Raw genomic sequence first — 16,248 nt, forward strand, 5'->3', positions numbered from 1 at the left:
ATGTCGAACTTAGTGACCAATGCTGGACACACCCATGTCGATGGACATGGGCACGATGACCATCACCACGACTCGGGCGAGATGACCGTATACGGTTTCTGGCTCTACCTGATGACCGACTGCATTCTGTTTGCGTCGATCTTCGCGGTGTACGCGGTACTGGTTAACAACGTCGCCGGTGGCCCGTCGGGCCACGACATCTTCGAACTGCCGTACGTGCTGGGCGAAACCGCTCTGCTGTTGTTCAGTTCGATCACCTACGGTTTCGCCATGCTGGCGTTCTACCGGGGTAACAAGAAGCAGGTCCTGGGCTGGTTGGCCATGACCTTCCTGTTCGGTGCCGGCTTCATCGGCATGGAGATCAACGAGTTCCACGTGTTGATCGCCGAAGGCTACGGCCCTAGCCGCAGCGGCTTCCTGTCCGGGTTCTTCACCCTGGTCGGTACCCACGGTCTGCACGTGACCAGCGGTCTGATCTGGATGGCGATCATGATGTATCAGGTCAACAAGCATGGCCTGACGTCGACCAACAAGACCCGCCTGAGCTGCCTGAGCCTGTTCTGGCACTTCCTGGACGTCGTGTGGATCTGCGTATTCACCGTTGTTTACCTGATGGGGACTATGTAAATGGCTAACACACACGCCCATGACAGCCACGACGCCGGCCACGGCAGCGTCAAGTCCTACGCGATCGGCTTCATCCTGTCGGTGATCCTGACCGTCATCCCGTTTGCGCTGGTGATGTACCCGACGCTGCCGAAGTCGATCACCCTGATGATCGTCCTGGCATTCGCCGTGATCCAGGTGCTGGTGCACCTGGTGTACTTCCTGCACCTGGACCGTTCGGCCGCGCAGCGTAACAACGTGATTGCATTTGTTTTCGCCGCGATCGTGATTGTCCTGCTGGTGGGCCTGTCGCTGTGGATCATGTTCAGCATCCACACGTTCATGATGGCGAAGTGAGGTAAGTCCGGATGTCCTTTAAGCACTTTATCCAAATCACCAAACCGGGGATCATTTTCGGTAACGTGCTTTCAGTGGCAGGCGGATTTTTCCTGGCCTCTCAAGGGCATGTCGATCTGGCCATCTTCCTGGCGGCAATGATCGGCACCTCCCTGGTGGTGGCTTCCGGTTGCGTGTTCAACAACTGCATCGACCGCGACATCGACCTGAAGATGGAGCGCACCAAGAACCGCGTACTGGTCCAGGGCCTGATCTCCCTGAAACTGGCGCTGATCTTCGCGACCGTCCTCGGTGTGGCCGGCGTTGCATTGTTGTACAAGGTGGCGAACCCGTTGGCCGCGCTGTTCGCGGTGATCGGTTTCGTCATCTACGTCGGCTTCTACAGCCTGTACCTCAAGCGCAAGTCGGTTCACGGCACGCTGGTGGGCAGTCTGTCGGGTGCGATGCCGCCGGTGATTGGCTACGTGGCCGTGACCAACAACTTCGACATGGCCGCACTGACGTTGCTGGTGATGTTCAGCCTGTGGCAGATGCCGCATTCCTACGCCATCGCGATCTTCCGCTTCAACGATTACCGGGCCGCATCGATTCCGGTGTTGCCCGTGAAGCGCGGGATTCAAGTGGCCAAGCGGCACATCCTGCTCTACATCCTGGCGTTCCTCGTGGCGACCTTGATGCTGACCTTCAGCGGCTACGCCGGCATGAGCTACCTCGCCGTCGCCGCGGCCATGGGCATGTACTGGTTGTACATGGCCTGGACCGGCTACAAGGCAGTCGATGACACGGTCTGGGCACGCAAGCTGTTCGTGTTCTCGATCTTCACCATCACCGCGTTGAGCGTGATGATGTCGCTGGACTTCAAAGTGCCGAGTGAGTTGTTGCTGACTTACGCGCCTTAAGCGCCGGCTGCTGTAAAGAAAAGCCCCGTCTTCGAGAGAAGAGCGGGGCTTTTTATTGGGTGCGATTCAGTCGTTTGGCACACCAAGTCTCGTAGGCGCGCAACTAATGCGAGGCCCAGTGCTCCTGCTTACCCATGTGGAAGAATCTTCCTACAAACCTTTCAGGTTGTCGGTCGGAAGTCGTCTTTCTAACCTCGGGCTTTGCCAAATCAGCTGCAGCAGCTGCCTGGCGTTTTGTCGCTAGAGGTTCGAATATGGATTTGCCGGACGTAATCAATCCCCGTGTTAATACGAGCACGGCGTTAGGGCAGGCTTTGATTTCAATGTTCAAATCTGTCGAAGCTGAGTTGGTGCTTGAGTCTGCAGACACTGGGGCGGTCAAAATTATTGTGTTCGGTGGGTGTGCGGTTCACCTCTATACAAATCACCGTGTTTCCACGGATGTCGATGCCGAAATTTACGAGGCTAATGTCCCAAAAGGTCTCCACCTTCAAACCATGCTCGCAGAGGTTCCGGAAGAGTTTGTCGATGAACGATCCGGTCGATTGATGGAACTGAACTACGACCTTCAATACAACACAAGCTTTGGGCCTGTTCACGAGGATTACTGGGAGCGAAGCCTTCCACTTGCCGAGTTTCCGAATGAGTCTCCTCTGCATGTTCACATTGCATCGCCTATCGACATTGCCATTTCTAAATTGGGCAGAGCTACGGATCAGGACATTGGCGATATCATGGCGCTGCTCAGAAGTGGTTTCATACTCACCACTGAGCTCCGCCGACTGGCGTTGCAGGCTATTGATGTATATGTTGGCAATAAAGAATCACCAACCTCTGTTCTCGAAAATATTCTGCAAAACTATCTGGAGAATACAGATGACGAAGCCCCTTAGCGGCCACGTCCTCTCATCCGCTTTGGACACTCTGGTCAAAAGTCCTTTGAATCAAGCAGATGACGTTGCGCTTGTGAGCGCTGCCAAAGCTGTTTGGTACTCAAGCTCGAACCTCTCAAGTGAAGTCACGGCTTTTTTGAGTCGGCATTCTGATGAGGTCGAGGTTCGTCGCGCAGGCTACCTGCTCGAACGCTTTACACGTTTTTCATGCGTGTCTGATAGCCGAGTGCTGGAAACCTTTAATGCCCTTGAGCTTTTTGCCTACTCGACTTTCAAGCAAGGCGTGAAGCCAGAACCAGCCGCGCCGCTTCGCCGTCGCCGTGATGAACTGGCAGCCTCCTGGGGGTTGAGTGAAGGCCTTGGCCTAAAGGCTCAAACCCTCATGCCTTTTCAGACTCGACATTACGAGGCGGAGCAACGCGCAACATTTTCTTGAGCCTGAGTTGCAAAACAAGAACCCGATGCAGCTCCGGTTGAAAGCCCCGCCTTCGAGAGAAGAGCGGGGCTTTTATTGGAACAGCAAAATGGCATCAGAAAAACTCAGCGATCGAGCAGCCGGAAAAACTGCTCGCGCACCTGCAGGCTATCGCTATGCGCAACATTGAAACGCAGGAAGCTGCTGGCATCGGCGGCTTTGCTCAACAGGGTGCCGGGCGCCAGCACCAGGTCGTGTTCGAGGCCTTTGCCGGCCAGGGTTTCGGCGTGCAGTCCTTCGGGCAACCGAGTCCAGATGAACAGCCCTTCACCCGCTATCGATGACACCGAACATCCCGCCTCTACCAGCCATCTCGTCACGCGACTGCTCGATTCATACAGGCGATCCACCGTGCGCCGGGTGTGTTTGGCGTAGCTGCCGTTACTGAGCATGGTGCAGGTGATCTGCTCCGCCAGTTCCGAGGTCACGCCGCCGCAGGCCATTTTCAAGGTGATTATGCGTGCGGCCAGTTGCGGCGATAGCGCGGTGTAGCTGACCCGGCTGTTGGCGGTCAGGGTCTTGGAGAAACCGGACACGTAACTGACATTGTCCAGACCGCTCGCGGCCAGGCGCGGGGTGCGTCTTTGCTGGATGTCGCCATACAAGTCATCTTCGAGGATGTGGACGCCGTAACGGTGACTCAGCTCCAGCAAGCGATAAACCTGGGCGGCGGAGAACGAGTGTCCGGTCGGGTTGTGCAGCGTGCTGTTGGTCATATACAGCACTGGGCGATGGGCGATCAGTAATTGCTCGAACGCTTCCAGGTCCAGCCCGTCGCAATCGCGGGCGATGGTGATGACCTTGGCGCCGTGCAGCGCCAGGTTGGTGTGCATGTTGAAGTAGCACGGATCGTCGAGCAGCACGGTGTCGCCGGGTTTTATCAACAGGCGCATCAGCAGGTCGATGGCCTGCACGGTATTGGCGGTGGTGATGATCTGCTCCACCGGCACCTCGATGCCGACGGTCGACAGCTTCACGCGCAACGCCTCGCGCAACGGGAGGTAACCACCGACCTCACCGTACTCGCCCATGCGCAGCGCGGTCGCACGAAGGGTGCTGCGCACGGCTTTGAGCAATTCGTCGGCGGGCAGCCACGAGGCGGGCAGAAATCCGCAGCCGGGGCGCAGCGCGCCGTTGTTCAGCAGCAAGGCGCGGCGGACCCGGCTGAGTGTGTCTTGGGGATGCAGGTCCGGGCCAGTTGCATGCTGGGATTGAATGCTTGGGCGGTGAATGTAATGCCCCGAACCCTGGCGTGAAACCACCAACCCCTTGGCCCGCAACCGGTCGAGAGCATCGACCACCGTGGACTTGCCGACGTTCATCAACTCGGACAGCTCGCGAATCGGTGGCAACTTGGCCCCGTTCGGCAGGCCACCCTGGTGGATGGCCAAAGACAGCTGATCGACGATCTGCTGCACCAGCGGCACTCCCGGCTGGAACTCGATGGCGGCGATGACGGCGCGCTGCATTTTACTGGTCTCCCTGGCAGTAAAGTTTGTTGGATCTTATACGAAGTTGCCCTGATCAAGACACGCATCTCTCTCTACCATCATCTGCGCGTATGCATGATTGATTAAGAGGGGGTCGGTTAATGAGTAATCAAATGAGTCGCGACGAACGCTTCCTCGCGATGGCGAAAGAACTTGGCTTTGATATCTACGACGAGAATTCTGCCGGCGGGCATTACGCCCCGGTGGTCCGGCACGATGATGAACTGTACGTCAGTGGGCTGGTGCCGCGAATGAACGGCAAAATCCAGTACCCCGGCCGAGTGGGACTGGAACTCAACCTGGCCGATGCCCAAGAGGCTGCCGGTATCAGCGCGATACGCGGGCTTGCCCTGATCCGTGAGGCCATCGGCTCACTGGATAACCTCAAGGCATTGCTGCGCATCACGGTCTACGTGAAATCCACGTTCGATTTTGTGGACCTCAGTGAGGTTGCCAATGGAGCGTCTGACGTCTTCACGCATGTATTGGGTGAGGCCGGTAAACACACCCGAACGACCGTCGGTGTTTACCAGCTACCGAAAAATGCGCCGATTGAAGTGGACATGATCGCGGCCCTGCATCCGTCAGCGCGATAATTCTTTTGGGCATACCTGCTTTGTGGCGAGGGAGCTTGCTCCCGCTTGAGTGGGTAGCACTCACAAGAGTCGGCATTGTTGCCACATTTTTTGGGGCCGCTACGCAGCCCGGCGGGAGCAAGCTCCCTCGCCACAGGTTCCTTACTGACTGAAAGCTTTCAGGTCGAACGGTTACTGCGCAGCGATGCTGTAACCGTCGAACGCGGTTTGTTGTTGAATAGCAGTGATGATGTTCTTGCGGTTGACCGCTTGTTCGGCCCCGGTATTGTCCAGGAACGTTTCGTTTTCAATGGCCGCGTCTTCACCTTCGCCGACGAAAGTGAAACCGAGGAACTCCAGCGCTTTGCGATCAACGTTCAGGCTCGCACGTGGCGTGCGCAGCGGCAGCGTAACGCTCACGCCATCCTTGCTGATGGTGAACACTTCGAGGTCTTTCTTGGCGCGAGCCACTTTGCTCTTGCCCGTGCTTGGGTTGCTGATGGCCTGGTGAGTCTGGTTCAGCACCTTCAACGCCAGGCCATAGACGATTTCCTGAAACGCCGGGTCTTCCTTGAAGCTGGAAAGAATACGGCTGATCGGGAATTTGCTGCTCAGGTCTTCCAGCGCGGCAATGTCGGACGCTTCAGCGTCTTTCAGTTGTTTGAGTTCGCCCATCAGTTCATAGGCTTTATCGTCGTCGAAGCTGTCGTGCGCCTGGCGAATCGCGGCGCGCAGCTCGCGGATCTGGTCGCTTTCCCGGGTGGATTGAAAAGCGTCCAGGACCATCTCGCTGATGGTCTTGGCCTGTGGCACATGCTGTGAAAGATTGATGGAGTTTTCGTATTCCGCTTTGGACGACAAGGTGACTACGGATTCAGCGGTATTGGAATCGGACATTGAAATTTCACTACTTCTTTTAACTTGGGTTTAGGCGAGAAAGCACAGGGCCTTTTCAGGCCGCCTAATCTATTGGACCTGACCCGAGTTGTCACGGATGAACAGGCGGTTGGTCATCATTTTTGGCGCTGGGATGTCATTCGCTGAAGCTCCAGCGCATTGGCGGTCGCCGCACCACTGGCGGTGTTGTCGAAGATGCACCAGGTGGGAACGCCGTCAGCTTGGGGGGGTAGCGTTCGAGCCAGGTCTTCAAGCCATGGTTTCTCGTAGTTTGAACAGTAGATTCGCGGCGACCCGTGCAATCGGTAGTAGCGGATGCCCGGCCAGGCACCGGGTACATCGCCATTGGGCAGTGGCGAAGGATCGGCTGCCACTTGGCCTATTCGATGCTCCATCAGCAGCGCCTGCGCCTCGCCTGTTTGCCAGCTGACGTGCCTGGGTTCAAACACGGCGAAGCCTGTGTAGCGCGAACGAAAGGTGGCGAAAAAGGTTTCGGCCGTGTTGACGTCGAAGGGCAAGGAGGGCGGAAGCTGGATCAGCAGGCAGCCAAGCTTCTGGCCCAGGTGGATGCATTGCTCAATAAAGTCATCGATCAACTGTTCACCATTCACCAAGCGAGCCTCGTGGGTGATCTGCTTGGGGACTTTGACTGAAAACCTGAAATTCTCCGGCACGCTTTCAGCCCATCGCGCATAGGTTGCCGGGCGGTGTGGTCGATAAAACGAGCTGTTGATTTCCGCGCACATCAGCTGTGCCGCGTACCGTTGCAGGTGAGTGCCTTCGTCGGGAAAAGCACTCCATTGCTCACGGGGCAGGCTCCATCCGGCGCAGCCGATATACAAGGGCGTCGTGGCCGTCATCAACGTTTTCTCGCCTCAGCATCGGGTATCGGGTTCAAAGCTGTGACCGCTGAAACCGGGCTATTTCCCCATCGAATTCAGGTTCATCGAGCGAACGGCCCATTTTTCGGCCGTTTGCTCATCCACCGGCAAGGAGAAACGGAAAGTCGCCCCCCGTCCCGGAACGTCGATCAACTGAATCTCGCGACCGTGCAGTTGCAGGATCCGATGCACGATGCGCAGCCCCAGCCCGCCATCGCGCCGGGCACCGCCAATGTTGAACGGACGCAGAAACAAACCTTCGCGCAATTCGGGGGCGATGCCGGGGCCGGTGTCGCTGACGGTGACTTCGATGAAGGGCCCTTGAGGTCGCAGGCTCAGTTCGATTTCTCCACCTTGCGGGGTATCGCGCAGGGCATTGTCGAACAGGTTGGTCAGCACACGTTCGATCAGCCCCAGGTCGGCGCAGACGGCCGAGACGTTGGGCGCGAAGTTGGCCTTGAGTTCAATCTGGCGCGCTTCGGCGGTGAGTTCGAACTTCTGGAAGATGTCCTGCACAAGATCGGTCAGGGAGAAACGCTCCAGCACCGGTTGCACGAAACCGTGTTCCAGCCGCACCAGTTCCAGCAGCGATTGCGCCAGGCCGCCAACCTTGCGGCTTTGATCCAGGGCGATGCCCAGATAGCGACGGCGGTCGGCGGGGGACAGCGTGGCGTCTTTGAGCGACAGGGTTTCCAGATAACCGTGCAGCGAGGCCAGCGGTGTGCGCAGGTCATGGGAGATGTTCGCTACCAATTCGCGGCGTTCCTGATCCTGGCGAGTCAGCGAGCGCCATTGTTCGCCGAGACGGGTTTGCATCTGGCGGAAAGCGGCGTCGAGTACGGCTATTTCATCGTGGCTCGATGCTTTTTCTACCGGGTCCGATGCGGGCGGTGTGGAGGGGACTCCGTCGATGTCGAACTGGCTGACTCGATCGGTCAATCGACGCAACGGTCGGGTGATCAGGGCAAATGCGGCAAGGCCGGCGATCAGGCACAACGACGCCACCAGACCGATAGACAGCAGCGCCGTATTGAGCGCGGCGCTGGTGGCACCGCGTTCGGCGAAGCGGTCGTGTTCTTCACTGAGCAACACCACATAGAGGTAACCTTCCGGCTTGCCGTTGACCTGCAACGGCGCTGCGCTGAACACCTTTCGTCCGTCGACGCTGCGCGGGTCGTCGCCGAGAATCGGCAGCGCCTCGCCCTTGAGCAAGCGCTGGATTGGTGCCAGATCGACCCGATCCCGACGCATCCGGCCTTCGGGGGCGGCGCTGCCGACAATGAGCCCCTCGTTATCAAGCAGATAGACCTCGACACTCGGATTGACCAGCATGAGTTTGCTGAACAATTCGCGCACGGCATTGGGCATCAGGCCATTGGTGTCCATCAGCACAGTGTCGCGGGCGATGTGCTGGGCGAGATCACGCGACAGCCCTTGAACCACCTCCAGTTCGTGCATTTTGTTGGAGCGCACTTGCATCCAGGCCGAGGTGCCACAGCACACCAGCAACAGAATGGCGAACACCAGGGACAGGCGCTGTGTCAGGGTCAGCCTCATGGCTGCTCCTCCTTGGCCGCGAATTTATAGCCACGACCCCATACCGTGAGGATGTGCGCAGGTTGTGCCGGATCGGCTTCGATCTTGGCCCGCAGACGATTGATGTGGGTGTTGACCGTGTGTTCGTAGCCTTCGTGGCTGTAGCCCCAGACCGCGTTGAGCAGGTCCATCCTCGAGAACACCTTGCCAGGCTGGCGGACGAAGAAATACAGCAGGTCGAACTCTCGCGGTGTCAGGTCCAGGCGACGACCGTCGAGGGACACGTCGCGGGTGATCGGGTCGATGGACAGGCCGTTGGTGATCAGGCTGCCGGCGTCCATTTTCAGGTTGCGGGCCATGGCGTCGACACGTCGCAGCAGGGCTTTGACCCGGGCGACCAGCTCAAGCATTGAAAAAGGCTTGGCCAGGTAATCGTCGGCCCCGAGTTCCAGCCCCAGGATCCGGTGCATTTCACTGGAGCGGGCGCTGGTGATGATGATCGGTGTGTAGCGGGCCATGGCCCGCGCCCGACGGCAGATTTCCAGGCCGTCGACGCCGGGCAACATCAGGTCGAGGATCAGTGCGTCCCAGCTTCCTTGCTGCAGCAGTCGCATACCCTCATCACCGTCGGCGCAGTGCACCACCTCGAACTGCTCATCGCGCAGATGCAGGCAGATAAGGTCGGCGATGTGCAGGTCGTCCTCGACCACCAGGACACGTTTGGTCTGTTCCATAAAGCTCAATCCTTTGTAGCGCAATGGGCACATTGTGCGGGTTTTCCCCGGGGCGAGTTATCACGAATTGTTTAACTGTCCGTGAGGATTTGGCGATCAACCCAAGCCTAGGCTGTGTTCCCTATCAGGCACCTGGAATTTTGGAGATGGCCATGTTTTCACGGCGACAATTTCTTGTAGCGAGCGGCGGGCTGGGCGCTGCAGCCCTGGTGATCGGTGTGTTGCCAAAATTTGCCGCCCATTCGGCGCTGGTCAGCGAGGCCAGTGCGTCGGAGGTGTTCGAGGTGACTCACAGTGACAGCGAATGGCGCGCGATGCTCAGTGCCGAGCAGTACGAAATCCTGCGCGAAGAAGGCACCGAACGGGCCTACAGCAGCCCGTTGAACAACGAGCATCGCGAGGGAATTTTCGCCTGTGCCGGGTGTGATTTGCCGCTGTTCTCATCCGACACGAAGTTTGATAGCCGCACCGGTTGGCCCAGCTTCTGGGCGCCACTGGACAAGGCGGTGGCGACCCGTCAGGACCGTTCCTTCGGCGTGCTGCGCGAAGCAGTCCACTGCCGGCGTTGCGGGGGGCATCTGGGCCACGTCTTCGACGATGGGCCCAAGCCGACCGGCCTGCGTTACTGCATGAACGGTCTGGCGATGACCTTCGAGCCCGGGGCGGCGTGACCCATGGGCACTTCCTTTCACTCATTTATTGCAGGTCGATGCTATGTGGCTTCTGGTTCTCGCGTATCTCGGTGGTGTGCTGACGATTGTCAGCCCGTGCATTCTGCCGGTATTGCCCTTTGTCTTCGCTCGCACCGGGCAGCCGTTTATGAAAAGTGGCTTGCCACTGTTGGCGGGGATGGCGGTGACCTTCGCGCTCGTCGCCTCATTGGCGGCGGTGGGCGGCGGCTGGGTGGTGCAAGTCAATCAGTACGGTCGCTGGCTCGCGTTGCTGTTCGTGGCACTGTTCGGGCTGACGCTGCTGCTGCCTCGATTGGCCGAGCGCCTGACGCGCCCACTGGTGGCGGCCGGCAGCCGACTGTCGGAAGCCGCGGGCGCCGATGCTCGTCCGCGTCCCGGCGCTTCGTTCCTGATCGGCGTCGCCACGGGCCTGCTCTGGGCACCGTGTGCCGGGCCGATTCTCGGCCTGTTGCTGACCGGGGCGGCGCTGCAAGGGGCAAGCATCGCCACCACGTTGCTGTTGCTGGCTTACGCCGCGGGTGCCGCCACTTCCCTCGCCGTGGCGTTGTTGCTGGGCGGTAAAGTCTTCGCGGCGATGAAGCGCTCGATCGGCGCGGGTGAATGGGTCCGTCGAGGTTTGGGCGCGGCGATGTTGGCCGGTGTGGCGGCGATTGCCCTCGGGCTGGACACTGGCATCCTGGCGCGGGTTTCGACGGCTTCCACCGGCGGCCTCGAGCAGGCGTTGGTGGGCCGTTTGGCCGGCAAATCACCGAACAACAGCGGGGCGATGATGGCCGCTGGCGGGGCGATGAAAATGTCAGCAAAAGCGCCAGGCGCATTGCCGATTGAGGGCAACCTCCCGCCGCTGGATGGCGCCGTGCAATGGCTCAATTCGCCTCCACTGACCGCACAGGCATTGAAGGGCAAGGTCGTGCTGGTGGATTTCTGGACTTACTCCTGCATCAACTGCCTGCGCACCTTGCCGTATGTCAAAGCCTGGGCCGAGAAGTACCGCGATCAGGGGCTGGTGGTGATCGGTGTTCATGCGCCCGAATTCGCGTTCGAGCGGGATGTGGGCAATGTCACCAAAGCCATGAAAGACCTGGGCATCAACTACCCGGTGGCGATCGACAATGACTACAAGATCTGGCGTGCCTTCAACAACGAATACTGGCCGGCTCACTATTTTGCCGACGCGCAGGGGCGCATTCGTTATCACCACTTCGGTGAAGGCGAGTACGCCGAATCGGAACGCGTCATCCAGCAGTTGCTGCGTGAAGCGGGCGCCTCAAAAGTCGCCGATGGGCTGATCACAGCCGATGCCACCGGGGTCCAACTGGCCCCGGACATGAATGAAGTCCAGTCGCCGGAAACCTATGTCGGCTACCAGCGTGCGGAGCACTTCGTACCGCAAACCGGTCTGGTGCCGGACAAGGTGTCGGCGTACAGCACGCCGGCGCAATTGGCACTCAACGATTGGGGCCTGGACGGTCAATGGAACGTCGGTTCGGAGCGCGCGATTTCAAGCGCGCCGGCCAGCCGAATCGTCTACCGCTTCCACGCGCGCGATTTGCACCTGGTACTGGGCCCCGGCGCAGACGGCAAACCGGTGCGCTTCAAAGTGCTGATCGACGGAAAAGCCCCCGGCGATGCCCACGGTACCGACGTCGCCCCCGATGGCAGCGGCAGCGTTACCGAGCAACGGTTGTATCAATTGGTGCGCCAGAACGGCGGCGTGACGGACCGCACTTTCAGCATCGAGTTTCTCGATCCGGGTGTGTCGGCGTATGCGTTTACGTTCGGTTGATCGCCCTATCATTTGTTCAGGAGTCAGACTCATGAAAATCCCGGTTACCTGGCGCCGTACCTTGTTGGGTTTGGCGGCTGCAGGCGTCATTGGCCAATGCTCGGCGTTTTCTTTCGGCGCTGCTGAAGAGGCCGTCATTATCCCGCCGCCTGCCCTGGATGAAACCACCCAGGCCCACAGCGAAACCGCAGTCTTCGCCGGCGGTTGCTTCTGGGGCGTCCAAGGGGTGTTCCAGCACGTCAAAGGCGTGAAAAAAGCCGTCTCCGGTTACGCTGGCGGTGAAGCCAACACCGCCCGGTATGAGCGTGTCAGCGACGGCGATACCGGTCATGCGGAATCGGTCGAAGTCACTTTCGATCCGTCGCAGGTCAGCTACGGCACCTTGCTGCAAATCTATTTCTCAGTGGCGCACAACCCCACCGAGTTGAACCGCCAGGGCCCCGACAGCGGCACGCAGTATCGGTCGGCAATTTTCCCGGCGAACACGGAACAGCAGCGCGTCGCCCAGGCCTACATTGCCCAGCTCGACGCCGCCCATTCGTTCACCAAACCCATTGTCACCAAGCTGGAAACCTACAACGGTTTCTACCCGGCGGAAGAGGAACATCAGGACTTTCTGACCGAGCACCCGACGTATCCATACATCGTGATCAACGACCTGCCGAAAGTCGCGCAGCTGAAGCAGCTGTACCCGGATCGGTATCAGGAGAAACCGGTGCTGGTGAAGGCGGGGATGTGAAGGGCGTTTTGGCTATCGACTGCGCGGGCGCTCCATCGCGATGCTCGACGGTTCAAAACCCAGGCGCGAGAAAAATTCCGAAGCGCCTTCACGGCCTGCGCGCAGAACCCAGGTGATGTCGGTGTTCTCGCCCATGACATGCTCGACCAGCGCCCGGCCAACGCCTTCACGTCGATGCTGCCCGGACACGACAACCATAGACAGATAACCATTGGATAGGCTGTCGGTGATGCCACGGGCAAACCCGATGATCTGGGCATCTTTCACGGCAAGCGCGGTACGTTGGGAGCTGGCGATCAACTGCGCAAAATGTTCAGTTGATCCCAGGCGGTGGGCCCATCCGTTCTGCTCAAGAAACAGCCGCACGGATTCCGCTTCCGAGGGCAGTACATCGCGGACATGCAGGACGGCGCTCACCCGGAAATCACATTCTTGCCTGCCACTTTCGACCGATACAGCGCCTGATCGGCCCTGGCCAGAAGGCCGGTCTTTTGCTCTTCCTCGAAGCGCTGGACCACCCCGAAACTCATGGTCACCTGGAACTCGCCCACAGGCGGCATGCTTGAGAGGCCATGGCGGATTTTTTCGGCGAAGGATCGGGCGTCGGCCAGCGAGGTATTGGGCAGAATGAGGATGAACTCGTCACCGCCCCAGCGTGCCAGTAGATCGCCGTAGCGCACGCAGCGGTTCACGGTCTTGACGACCTGCACCAATGCCGCGTCTCCCAGGGCATGGCCGTAGTGATCGTTGATGTTCTTGAAGTCATCAATGTCCATGGCGATCAATGACAGCGGCTGGCGAAAGCGCTGGGCACGCTCGCATTCCTGAGGCAAGGTTTTTTCCAGGCGATAGCGATTGGCGATCGATGTCAGCGCATCGGTTTCCGCCAGTTTGCGATTTTCTTCCAGTTGAATTTGCAGCTGCTGATTGACCCGCGACAACTCCCGGGTGCGTTCTTCGACGATGGCTTCAAGGGATTGATTGCGCCGTTCCATCTCCTCGAAGAGGCGTTTCTTGTCTTCGATGCTGCGGTGCGCACCGACCATCCGCGCGACCGATCCGTCGGCATTGCGTGCCAGCACGTAGCCGCGATCTTCGATCCAGGTATAACTGCCGTCCTGCTTGCGGCAGCGATACTCGGCTTGATAGCCCGCCGTGTGTTGATTCAGGTACGCATCAAACAACGCCATCACCCGCGGGTAATCGTCGGGGTGCATCACGTTTTCCCAGGTAAACACGGTGTTGTCCAGGGAGTGCGGAGCATAGCCGAGCATCACGTACCACCCGGGATTGCGGTAGACGAACCCGGTGTTGGCATTCCAGTCCCAAATGCCGTCACTGACCAGTTCCAGAATGGTGTGCAGCATGTCCTCGTTCAAATCCGACACATTGAATTTCAACGGCTCGATATTTGATGCCTCACCCATCACCGCTCTCCTTGCACTGATATCAAAGTGACCCGTCAGTCGGGAGATTAGTGCATGGTGTATTGCCCCGGCTAGTGCTTGGCCCACATCTGCATGGCGAAGTCGACGAAGCGACGCAATTTCGGCAAGCGGTAGCGATCCTGGGCGTACACCAGGTGCATCGGCCGGCTGGGCAGTCGATAGTCTTGCATCAGCGCTACCAGGTTTCCGCTCAGCAGATCCTGCTCGACCAGCGCATCGGGCAACATCACGATGCCCATCCCGGTTCGAGCAGCCTGGTGCAGCCCGGCCGAGCTGTTGATCAGCATCGGTCCTCTGACGGCCACCATGACTTCGCCTTCCGGCCCGCTCAGCCGCCATTGCTTTTCCACAGATTGCCAGTCATCGCCGACCGGGTAGGCAAAGGACAAGCAGTCGTGCTGTTGCAAGTCTTCGGGTTTTTCCGGTGTGCCCCGGCGTGCCAGATAAGACTTCGAGGCGCACATGGTCAGCGTGTAGTCGATGAGCGGGCGGGCGATCAGGTTGGACGGTTCGATTGCGCCCAGGCGAAACGCCACGTCGAGGCCGTTTTCGAGAAGGTCGGGCCGCCCGTTGGTGAGCACCACGTCCAGTTTGACTTGCGGGTAACGCAGGGTGAACTCGCTGAGTGCCGGAGCAAGCTTTTCAGTGCCGAAGGTCAGCGGGGCGGTGATGCGCAATGTCCCGCTCGGGGTGTCCTGACTTTGTTCGGCCAGCCGCTCGGAATCCTCCACCAATCCCAACACCTCCAGACAGCGCTGGTAATAGGCGGAGCCGAACTCCGTCAAACGCTGGCGCCGCGTCGTCCGGTTCAACAAACGCACACCCAGACGTTGCTCCAGCGCGCGGAGGTGATTGCCGACCATGGTAGTGGACATTTCGCACTGCTGTGCGGCGGCCGTCATGCTCCCGGCTTCGACCACTTTGACGTAAACCGTCATTGCCTGGAATAAATCCATTATCAAGCTCAGCTTTAAGATGATTGAAGTGTTGCAGCGTTTATCCAGCTCAGGTGGCTAACCATACTGCAAAAACACCGACAATTGATGGAGCTTGATGTCATGACCGCCGCTTGCCTGATGACCACTTACCAACCCCTGGCCCTGAGTTTCAGCAAAGGCCTGGGCACTCGACTTTGGGACCAGGCGGGACGTGAGTATCTGGATGCGGTGGCGGGTGTGGCGGTGACCAATGTCGGCCACTCTCATCCCAAAATCGTGTCGGCGATCAGCGAGCAGGCCGGGCTGCTGTTGCATACCTCCAACCTCTACGGCATCGACTGGCAGCAGCGGTTGGCGCAGAAACTGACGCAGTTGTCGGGCATGGAGCGGGCGTTCTTCAACAACTCCGGGGCCGAAGCCAATGAAACCGCGCTGAAGCTCGCACGGCTTTATGGCTGGCATAAAGGCGTCGAGCAGCCGCTGGTGGTTGTGATGGAAAACGCCTTCCATGGCCGGACGCTGGGCACCTTATCCGCCAGCGACGGCCCGGCCGTGCGCCTGGGGTTCAACGAGTTGCCCGGCGACTTCGTCAAAGTGCCCTTCGGCGACCTCAACGCGCTGGAAAAAGTGCGGCAAGCCCATGGCCCGCGCATCGTGGCGATTCTGATGGAACCGATTCAAGGTGAAAGCGGCGTCCAGCTGGCGCCCCCCGGCTACCTGAAAGCCGTGCGCGAACTGTGCAACCGGCGCGGCTGGCTGATGATGCTCGACGAAATCCAGACCGGCATCGGTCGTACCGGCCAGTGGTTCGCCTTCCAACACGACGGCATCGTCCCGGACGTCATGACCCTGGCCAAGGGCCTCGGCAACGGTATCCCCATTGGCGCCTGCCTGGCCCGGGGCAAAGCCGCCGAGCTGTTCACCCCCGGCAGCCATGGCAGCACCTTCGGCGGTAATCCGCTGGCGTGTCGGGTCGGCTGCACGGTGTTGGACATCATCGAAGAACAAGGTCTGCTGGAAAACGCCAGGCTTCAGGGGGAACGCCTGCTGGCCAGACTGCGCGCCGAACTGGCCGACGACCCGAACGTCCTGGCGATTCGTGGCCAAGGCTTGATGATCGGCATCGAACTCAAGCAACCGATCCGCGACCTGACCCTGATCGCCGCACGCGACCACGGCTTGCTGATCAACGTGACACGGGGCAAGACCATCCGCCTGCTGCCACCGCTGACGATTGATGGGCGGGAAGTGGAGATGATTGTCAGAGGGGTTTGTCGGGCGATGAGAACATCCTGAGATCGT

The 16,248-nt window shown here is 59.4% G+C and carries 18 protein-coding genes; 10 read left to right on the top strand and 8 right to left on the bottom strand.

From position 1 onward, the window contains the following. The 5 genes from AC1ROI_RS19210 to AC1ROI_RS19230 all read left to right on the top strand — a co-directional run bounded on the left by AC1ROI_RS19210 (position 1) and on the right by AC1ROI_RS19230 (position 3,191). Entirely contained in the window at positions 1-627 is a 627-nt protein-coding gene (locus AC1ROI_RS19210) for a cytochrome o ubiquinol oxidase subunit III (protein WP_010458056.1), read from the top strand. Further along, the gene (gene cyoD, locus AC1ROI_RS19215; RefSeq protein ID WP_077749376.1) at positions 628-963 is read left to right on the top strand and encodes a cytochrome o ubiquinol oxidase subunit IV; all 336 of its coding nucleotides are present in this window, start codon (positions 628-630) and stop codon (positions 961-963) included. An 11-nt stretch (positions 964-974) separates the two neighbouring features. After that, a complete protein-coding gene (gene cyoE, locus AC1ROI_RS19220; RefSeq protein ID WP_010458052.1) occupies positions 975-1,862 on the top strand; it encodes a heme o synthase in 888 nt (295 codons plus the stop codon). A gap of 254 nt (positions 1,863-2,116) precedes the next feature. Then, positions 2,117-2,755, top strand: a complete 639-nt coding sequence (locus AC1ROI_RS19225; RefSeq protein ID WP_172791623.1) for a DUF6036 family nucleotidyltransferase — start codon at positions 2,117-2,119, stop codon at positions 2,753-2,755. Then, entirely contained in the window at positions 2,739-3,191 is a 453-nt protein-coding gene (locus AC1ROI_RS19230) for a hypothetical protein (protein ID WP_077749374.1), read from the top strand. The genes AC1ROI_RS19225 and AC1ROI_RS19230 overlap by 17 nt, the downstream gene beginning before the upstream one ends. A gap of 104 nt (positions 3,192-3,295) precedes the next feature. Here the strand turns inward: AC1ROI_RS19230 and AC1ROI_RS19235 are convergent, their stop codons facing one another. Continuing rightward, positions 3,296-4,699 carry an aminotransferase-like domain-containing protein gene (locus AC1ROI_RS19235; RefSeq protein ID WP_102593551.1) on the bottom strand — a complete coding sequence of 468 codons (1,404 nt, stop codon included), beginning with the start codon at positions 4,697-4,699 and terminating at the stop codon, positions 3,296-3,298. Between the two features lie 122 nt (positions 4,700-4,821). Here AC1ROI_RS19235 and AC1ROI_RS19240 point away from each other — a divergent pair, with 122 nt between their 5' ends. Continuing rightward, complete coding sequence (locus AC1ROI_RS19240) at positions 4,822-5,316, top strand: RidA family protein (RefSeq protein ID WP_042932582.1); 495 nt, start codon at positions 4,822-4,824, stop codon at positions 5,314-5,316. Between the two features lie 171 nt (positions 5,317-5,487). Here the strand turns inward: AC1ROI_RS19240 and AC1ROI_RS19245 are convergent, their stop codons facing one another. The 4 genes from AC1ROI_RS19245 to AC1ROI_RS19260 all read right to left on the bottom strand — a co-directional run bounded on the left by AC1ROI_RS19245 (position 5,488) and on the right by AC1ROI_RS19260 (position 9,343). Next, positions 5,488-6,192 carry a hypothetical protein gene (locus tag AC1ROI_RS19245; RefSeq protein WP_010458047.1) on the bottom strand — a complete coding sequence of 235 codons (705 nt, stop codon included), beginning with the start codon at positions 6,190-6,192 and terminating at the stop codon, positions 5,488-5,490. 116 nt (positions 6,193-6,308) lie between these two features. Then, on the bottom strand, positions 6,309-7,052 hold the full coding sequence (locus AC1ROI_RS19250; protein ID WP_102593552.1) for a DUF72 domain-containing protein: 744 nt from the start codon (positions 7,050-7,052) through the stop codon (positions 6,309-6,311). A gap of 60 nt (positions 7,053-7,112) precedes the next feature. Continuing rightward, on the bottom strand, positions 7,113-8,630 hold the full coding sequence (locus AC1ROI_RS19255) for a sensor histidine kinase (RefSeq protein ID WP_042932584.1): 1,518 nt from the start codon (positions 8,628-8,630) through the stop codon (positions 7,113-7,115). After that, positions 8,627-9,343: a response regulator transcription factor gene (locus tag AC1ROI_RS19260; protein ID WP_102593553.1), complete on the bottom strand. Its 717-nt coding sequence runs from the start codon at positions 9,341-9,343 to the stop codon at positions 8,627-8,629. Before AC1ROI_RS19260 ends, AC1ROI_RS19255 begins: the two co-directional genes overlap by 4 nt. Before the next feature lie 152 nt (positions 9,344-9,495). Between AC1ROI_RS19260 and msrB the strand changes: the two genes are divergently transcribed. From msrB to msrA, 3 genes are read left to right on the top strand one after another with little or no spacing between them, the layout of a single operon-like run. Continuing rightward, positions 9,496-10,014, top strand: a complete 519-nt coding sequence (gene msrB / locus AC1ROI_RS19265; RefSeq protein WP_077749381.1) for a peptide-methionine (R)-S-oxide reductase MsrB — start codon at positions 9,496-9,498, stop codon at positions 10,012-10,014. A 43-nt stretch (positions 10,015-10,057) separates the two neighbouring features. Further along, on the top strand, positions 10,058-11,821 hold the full coding sequence (locus AC1ROI_RS19270) for a cytochrome c biogenesis protein DipZ (protein WP_010458037.1): 1,764 nt from the start codon (positions 10,058-10,060) through the stop codon (positions 11,819-11,821). A gap of 31 nt (positions 11,822-11,852) precedes the next feature. Beyond that, positions 11,853-12,560 carry a peptide-methionine (S)-S-oxide reductase MsrA gene (gene msrA / locus AC1ROI_RS19275; protein ID WP_083375787.1) on the top strand — a complete coding sequence of 236 codons (708 nt, stop codon included), beginning with the start codon at positions 11,853-11,855 and terminating at the stop codon, positions 12,558-12,560. Between the two features lie 12 nt (positions 12,561-12,572). Here the strand turns inward: msrA and AC1ROI_RS19280 are convergent, their stop codons facing one another. The 3 genes from AC1ROI_RS19280 to AC1ROI_RS19290 all read right to left on the bottom strand — a co-directional run bounded on the left by AC1ROI_RS19280 (position 12,573) and on the right by AC1ROI_RS19290 (position 14,964). Further along, positions 12,573-12,977 carry a GNAT family N-acetyltransferase gene (locus AC1ROI_RS19280; RefSeq protein ID WP_010458034.1) on the bottom strand — a complete coding sequence of 135 codons (405 nt, stop codon included), beginning with the start codon at positions 12,975-12,977 and terminating at the stop codon, positions 12,573-12,575. Continuing rightward, positions 12,974-13,987 carry a sensor domain-containing diguanylate cyclase gene (locus tag AC1ROI_RS19285; RefSeq protein ID WP_102593554.1) on the bottom strand — a complete coding sequence of 338 codons (1,014 nt, stop codon included), beginning with the start codon at positions 13,985-13,987 and terminating at the stop codon, positions 12,974-12,976. The genes AC1ROI_RS19280 and AC1ROI_RS19285 overlap by 4 nt, the downstream gene beginning before the upstream one ends. A 71-nt stretch (positions 13,988-14,058) precedes the next feature. Continuing rightward, positions 14,059-14,964, bottom strand: coding sequence for a LysR family transcriptional regulator (locus tag AC1ROI_RS19290; RefSeq protein WP_077749364.1), 906 nt, complete (start codon positions 14,962-14,964; stop codon positions 14,059-14,061). A 102-nt stretch (positions 14,965-15,066) separates the two neighbouring features. Here AC1ROI_RS19290 and AC1ROI_RS19295 point away from each other — a divergent pair, with 102 nt between their 5' ends. Then, the gene (locus tag AC1ROI_RS19295; RefSeq protein ID WP_102593555.1) at positions 15,067-16,242 is read left to right on the top strand and encodes an aspartate aminotransferase family protein; all 1,176 of its coding nucleotides are present in this window, start codon (positions 15,067-15,069) and stop codon (positions 16,240-16,242) included. Positions 16,243-16,248: the final 6 nt, after the last annotated feature.

Source organism: Pseudomonas sp. GW823-FHT02C02 (assembly GCF_058797635.1).

Coding starts and splice junctions, on each gene's coding strand:
- msrA (WP_083375787.1), top strand. CDS start 11,853: ATGAAAATCCCGGTTACCTGGCGCCGTACCTTGTTGGGTTTGGCGGCT.
- AC1ROI_RS19290 (WP_077749364.1), bottom strand. CDS start 14,964: ATGGATTTATTCCAGGCAATGACGGTTTACGTCAAAGTGGTCGAAGCC.
- AC1ROI_RS19250 (WP_102593552.1), bottom strand. CDS start 7,052: ATGACGGCCACGACGCCCTTGTATATCGGCTGCGCCGGATGGAGCCTG.
- cyoE (WP_010458052.1), top strand. CDS start 975: ATGTCCTTTAAGCACTTTATCCAAATCACCAAACCGGGGATCATTTTC.
- AC1ROI_RS19210 (WP_010458056.1), top strand. CDS start 1: ATGTCGAACTTAGTGACCAATGCTGGACACACCCATGTCGATGGACAT.
- AC1ROI_RS19285 (WP_102593554.1), bottom strand. CDS start 13,987: ATGGGTGAGGCATCAAATATCGAGCCGTTGAAATTCAATGTGTCGGAT.
- AC1ROI_RS19270 (WP_010458037.1), top strand. CDS start 10,058: ATGTGGCTTCTGGTTCTCGCGTATCTCGGTGGTGTGCTGACGATTGTC.
- AC1ROI_RS19235 (WP_102593551.1), bottom strand. CDS start 4,699: ATGCAGCGCGCCGTCATCGCCGCCATCGAGTTCCAGCCGGGAGTGCCG.
- AC1ROI_RS19255 (WP_042932584.1), bottom strand. CDS start 8,630: ATGAGGCTGACCCTGACACAGCGCCTGTCCCTGGTGTTCGCCATTCTG.
- AC1ROI_RS19245 (WP_010458047.1), bottom strand. CDS start 6,192: ATGTCCGATTCCAATACCGCTGAATCCGTAGTCACCTTGTCGTCCAAA.
- cyoD (WP_077749376.1), top strand. CDS start 628: ATGGCTAACACACACGCCCATGACAGCCACGACGCCGGCCACGGCAGC.
- AC1ROI_RS19240 (WP_042932582.1), top strand. CDS start 4,822: ATGAGTAATCAAATGAGTCGCGACGAACGCTTCCTCGCGATGGCGAAA.
- AC1ROI_RS19230 (WP_077749374.1), top strand. CDS start 2,739: ATGACGAAGCCCCTTAGCGGCCACGTCCTCTCATCCGCTTTGGACACT.
- AC1ROI_RS19225 (WP_172791623.1), top strand. CDS start 2,117: ATGGATTTGCCGGACGTAATCAATCCCCGTGTTAATACGAGCACGGCG.
- AC1ROI_RS19295 (WP_102593555.1), top strand. CDS start 15,067: ATGACCGCCGCTTGCCTGATGACCACTTACCAACCCCTGGCCCTGAGT.
- msrB (WP_077749381.1), top strand. CDS start 9,496: ATGTTTTCACGGCGACAATTTCTTGTAGCGAGCGGCGGGCTGGGCGCT.
- AC1ROI_RS19260 (WP_102593553.1), bottom strand. CDS start 9,343: ATGGAACAGACCAAACGTGTCCTGGTGGTCGAGGACGACCTGCACATC.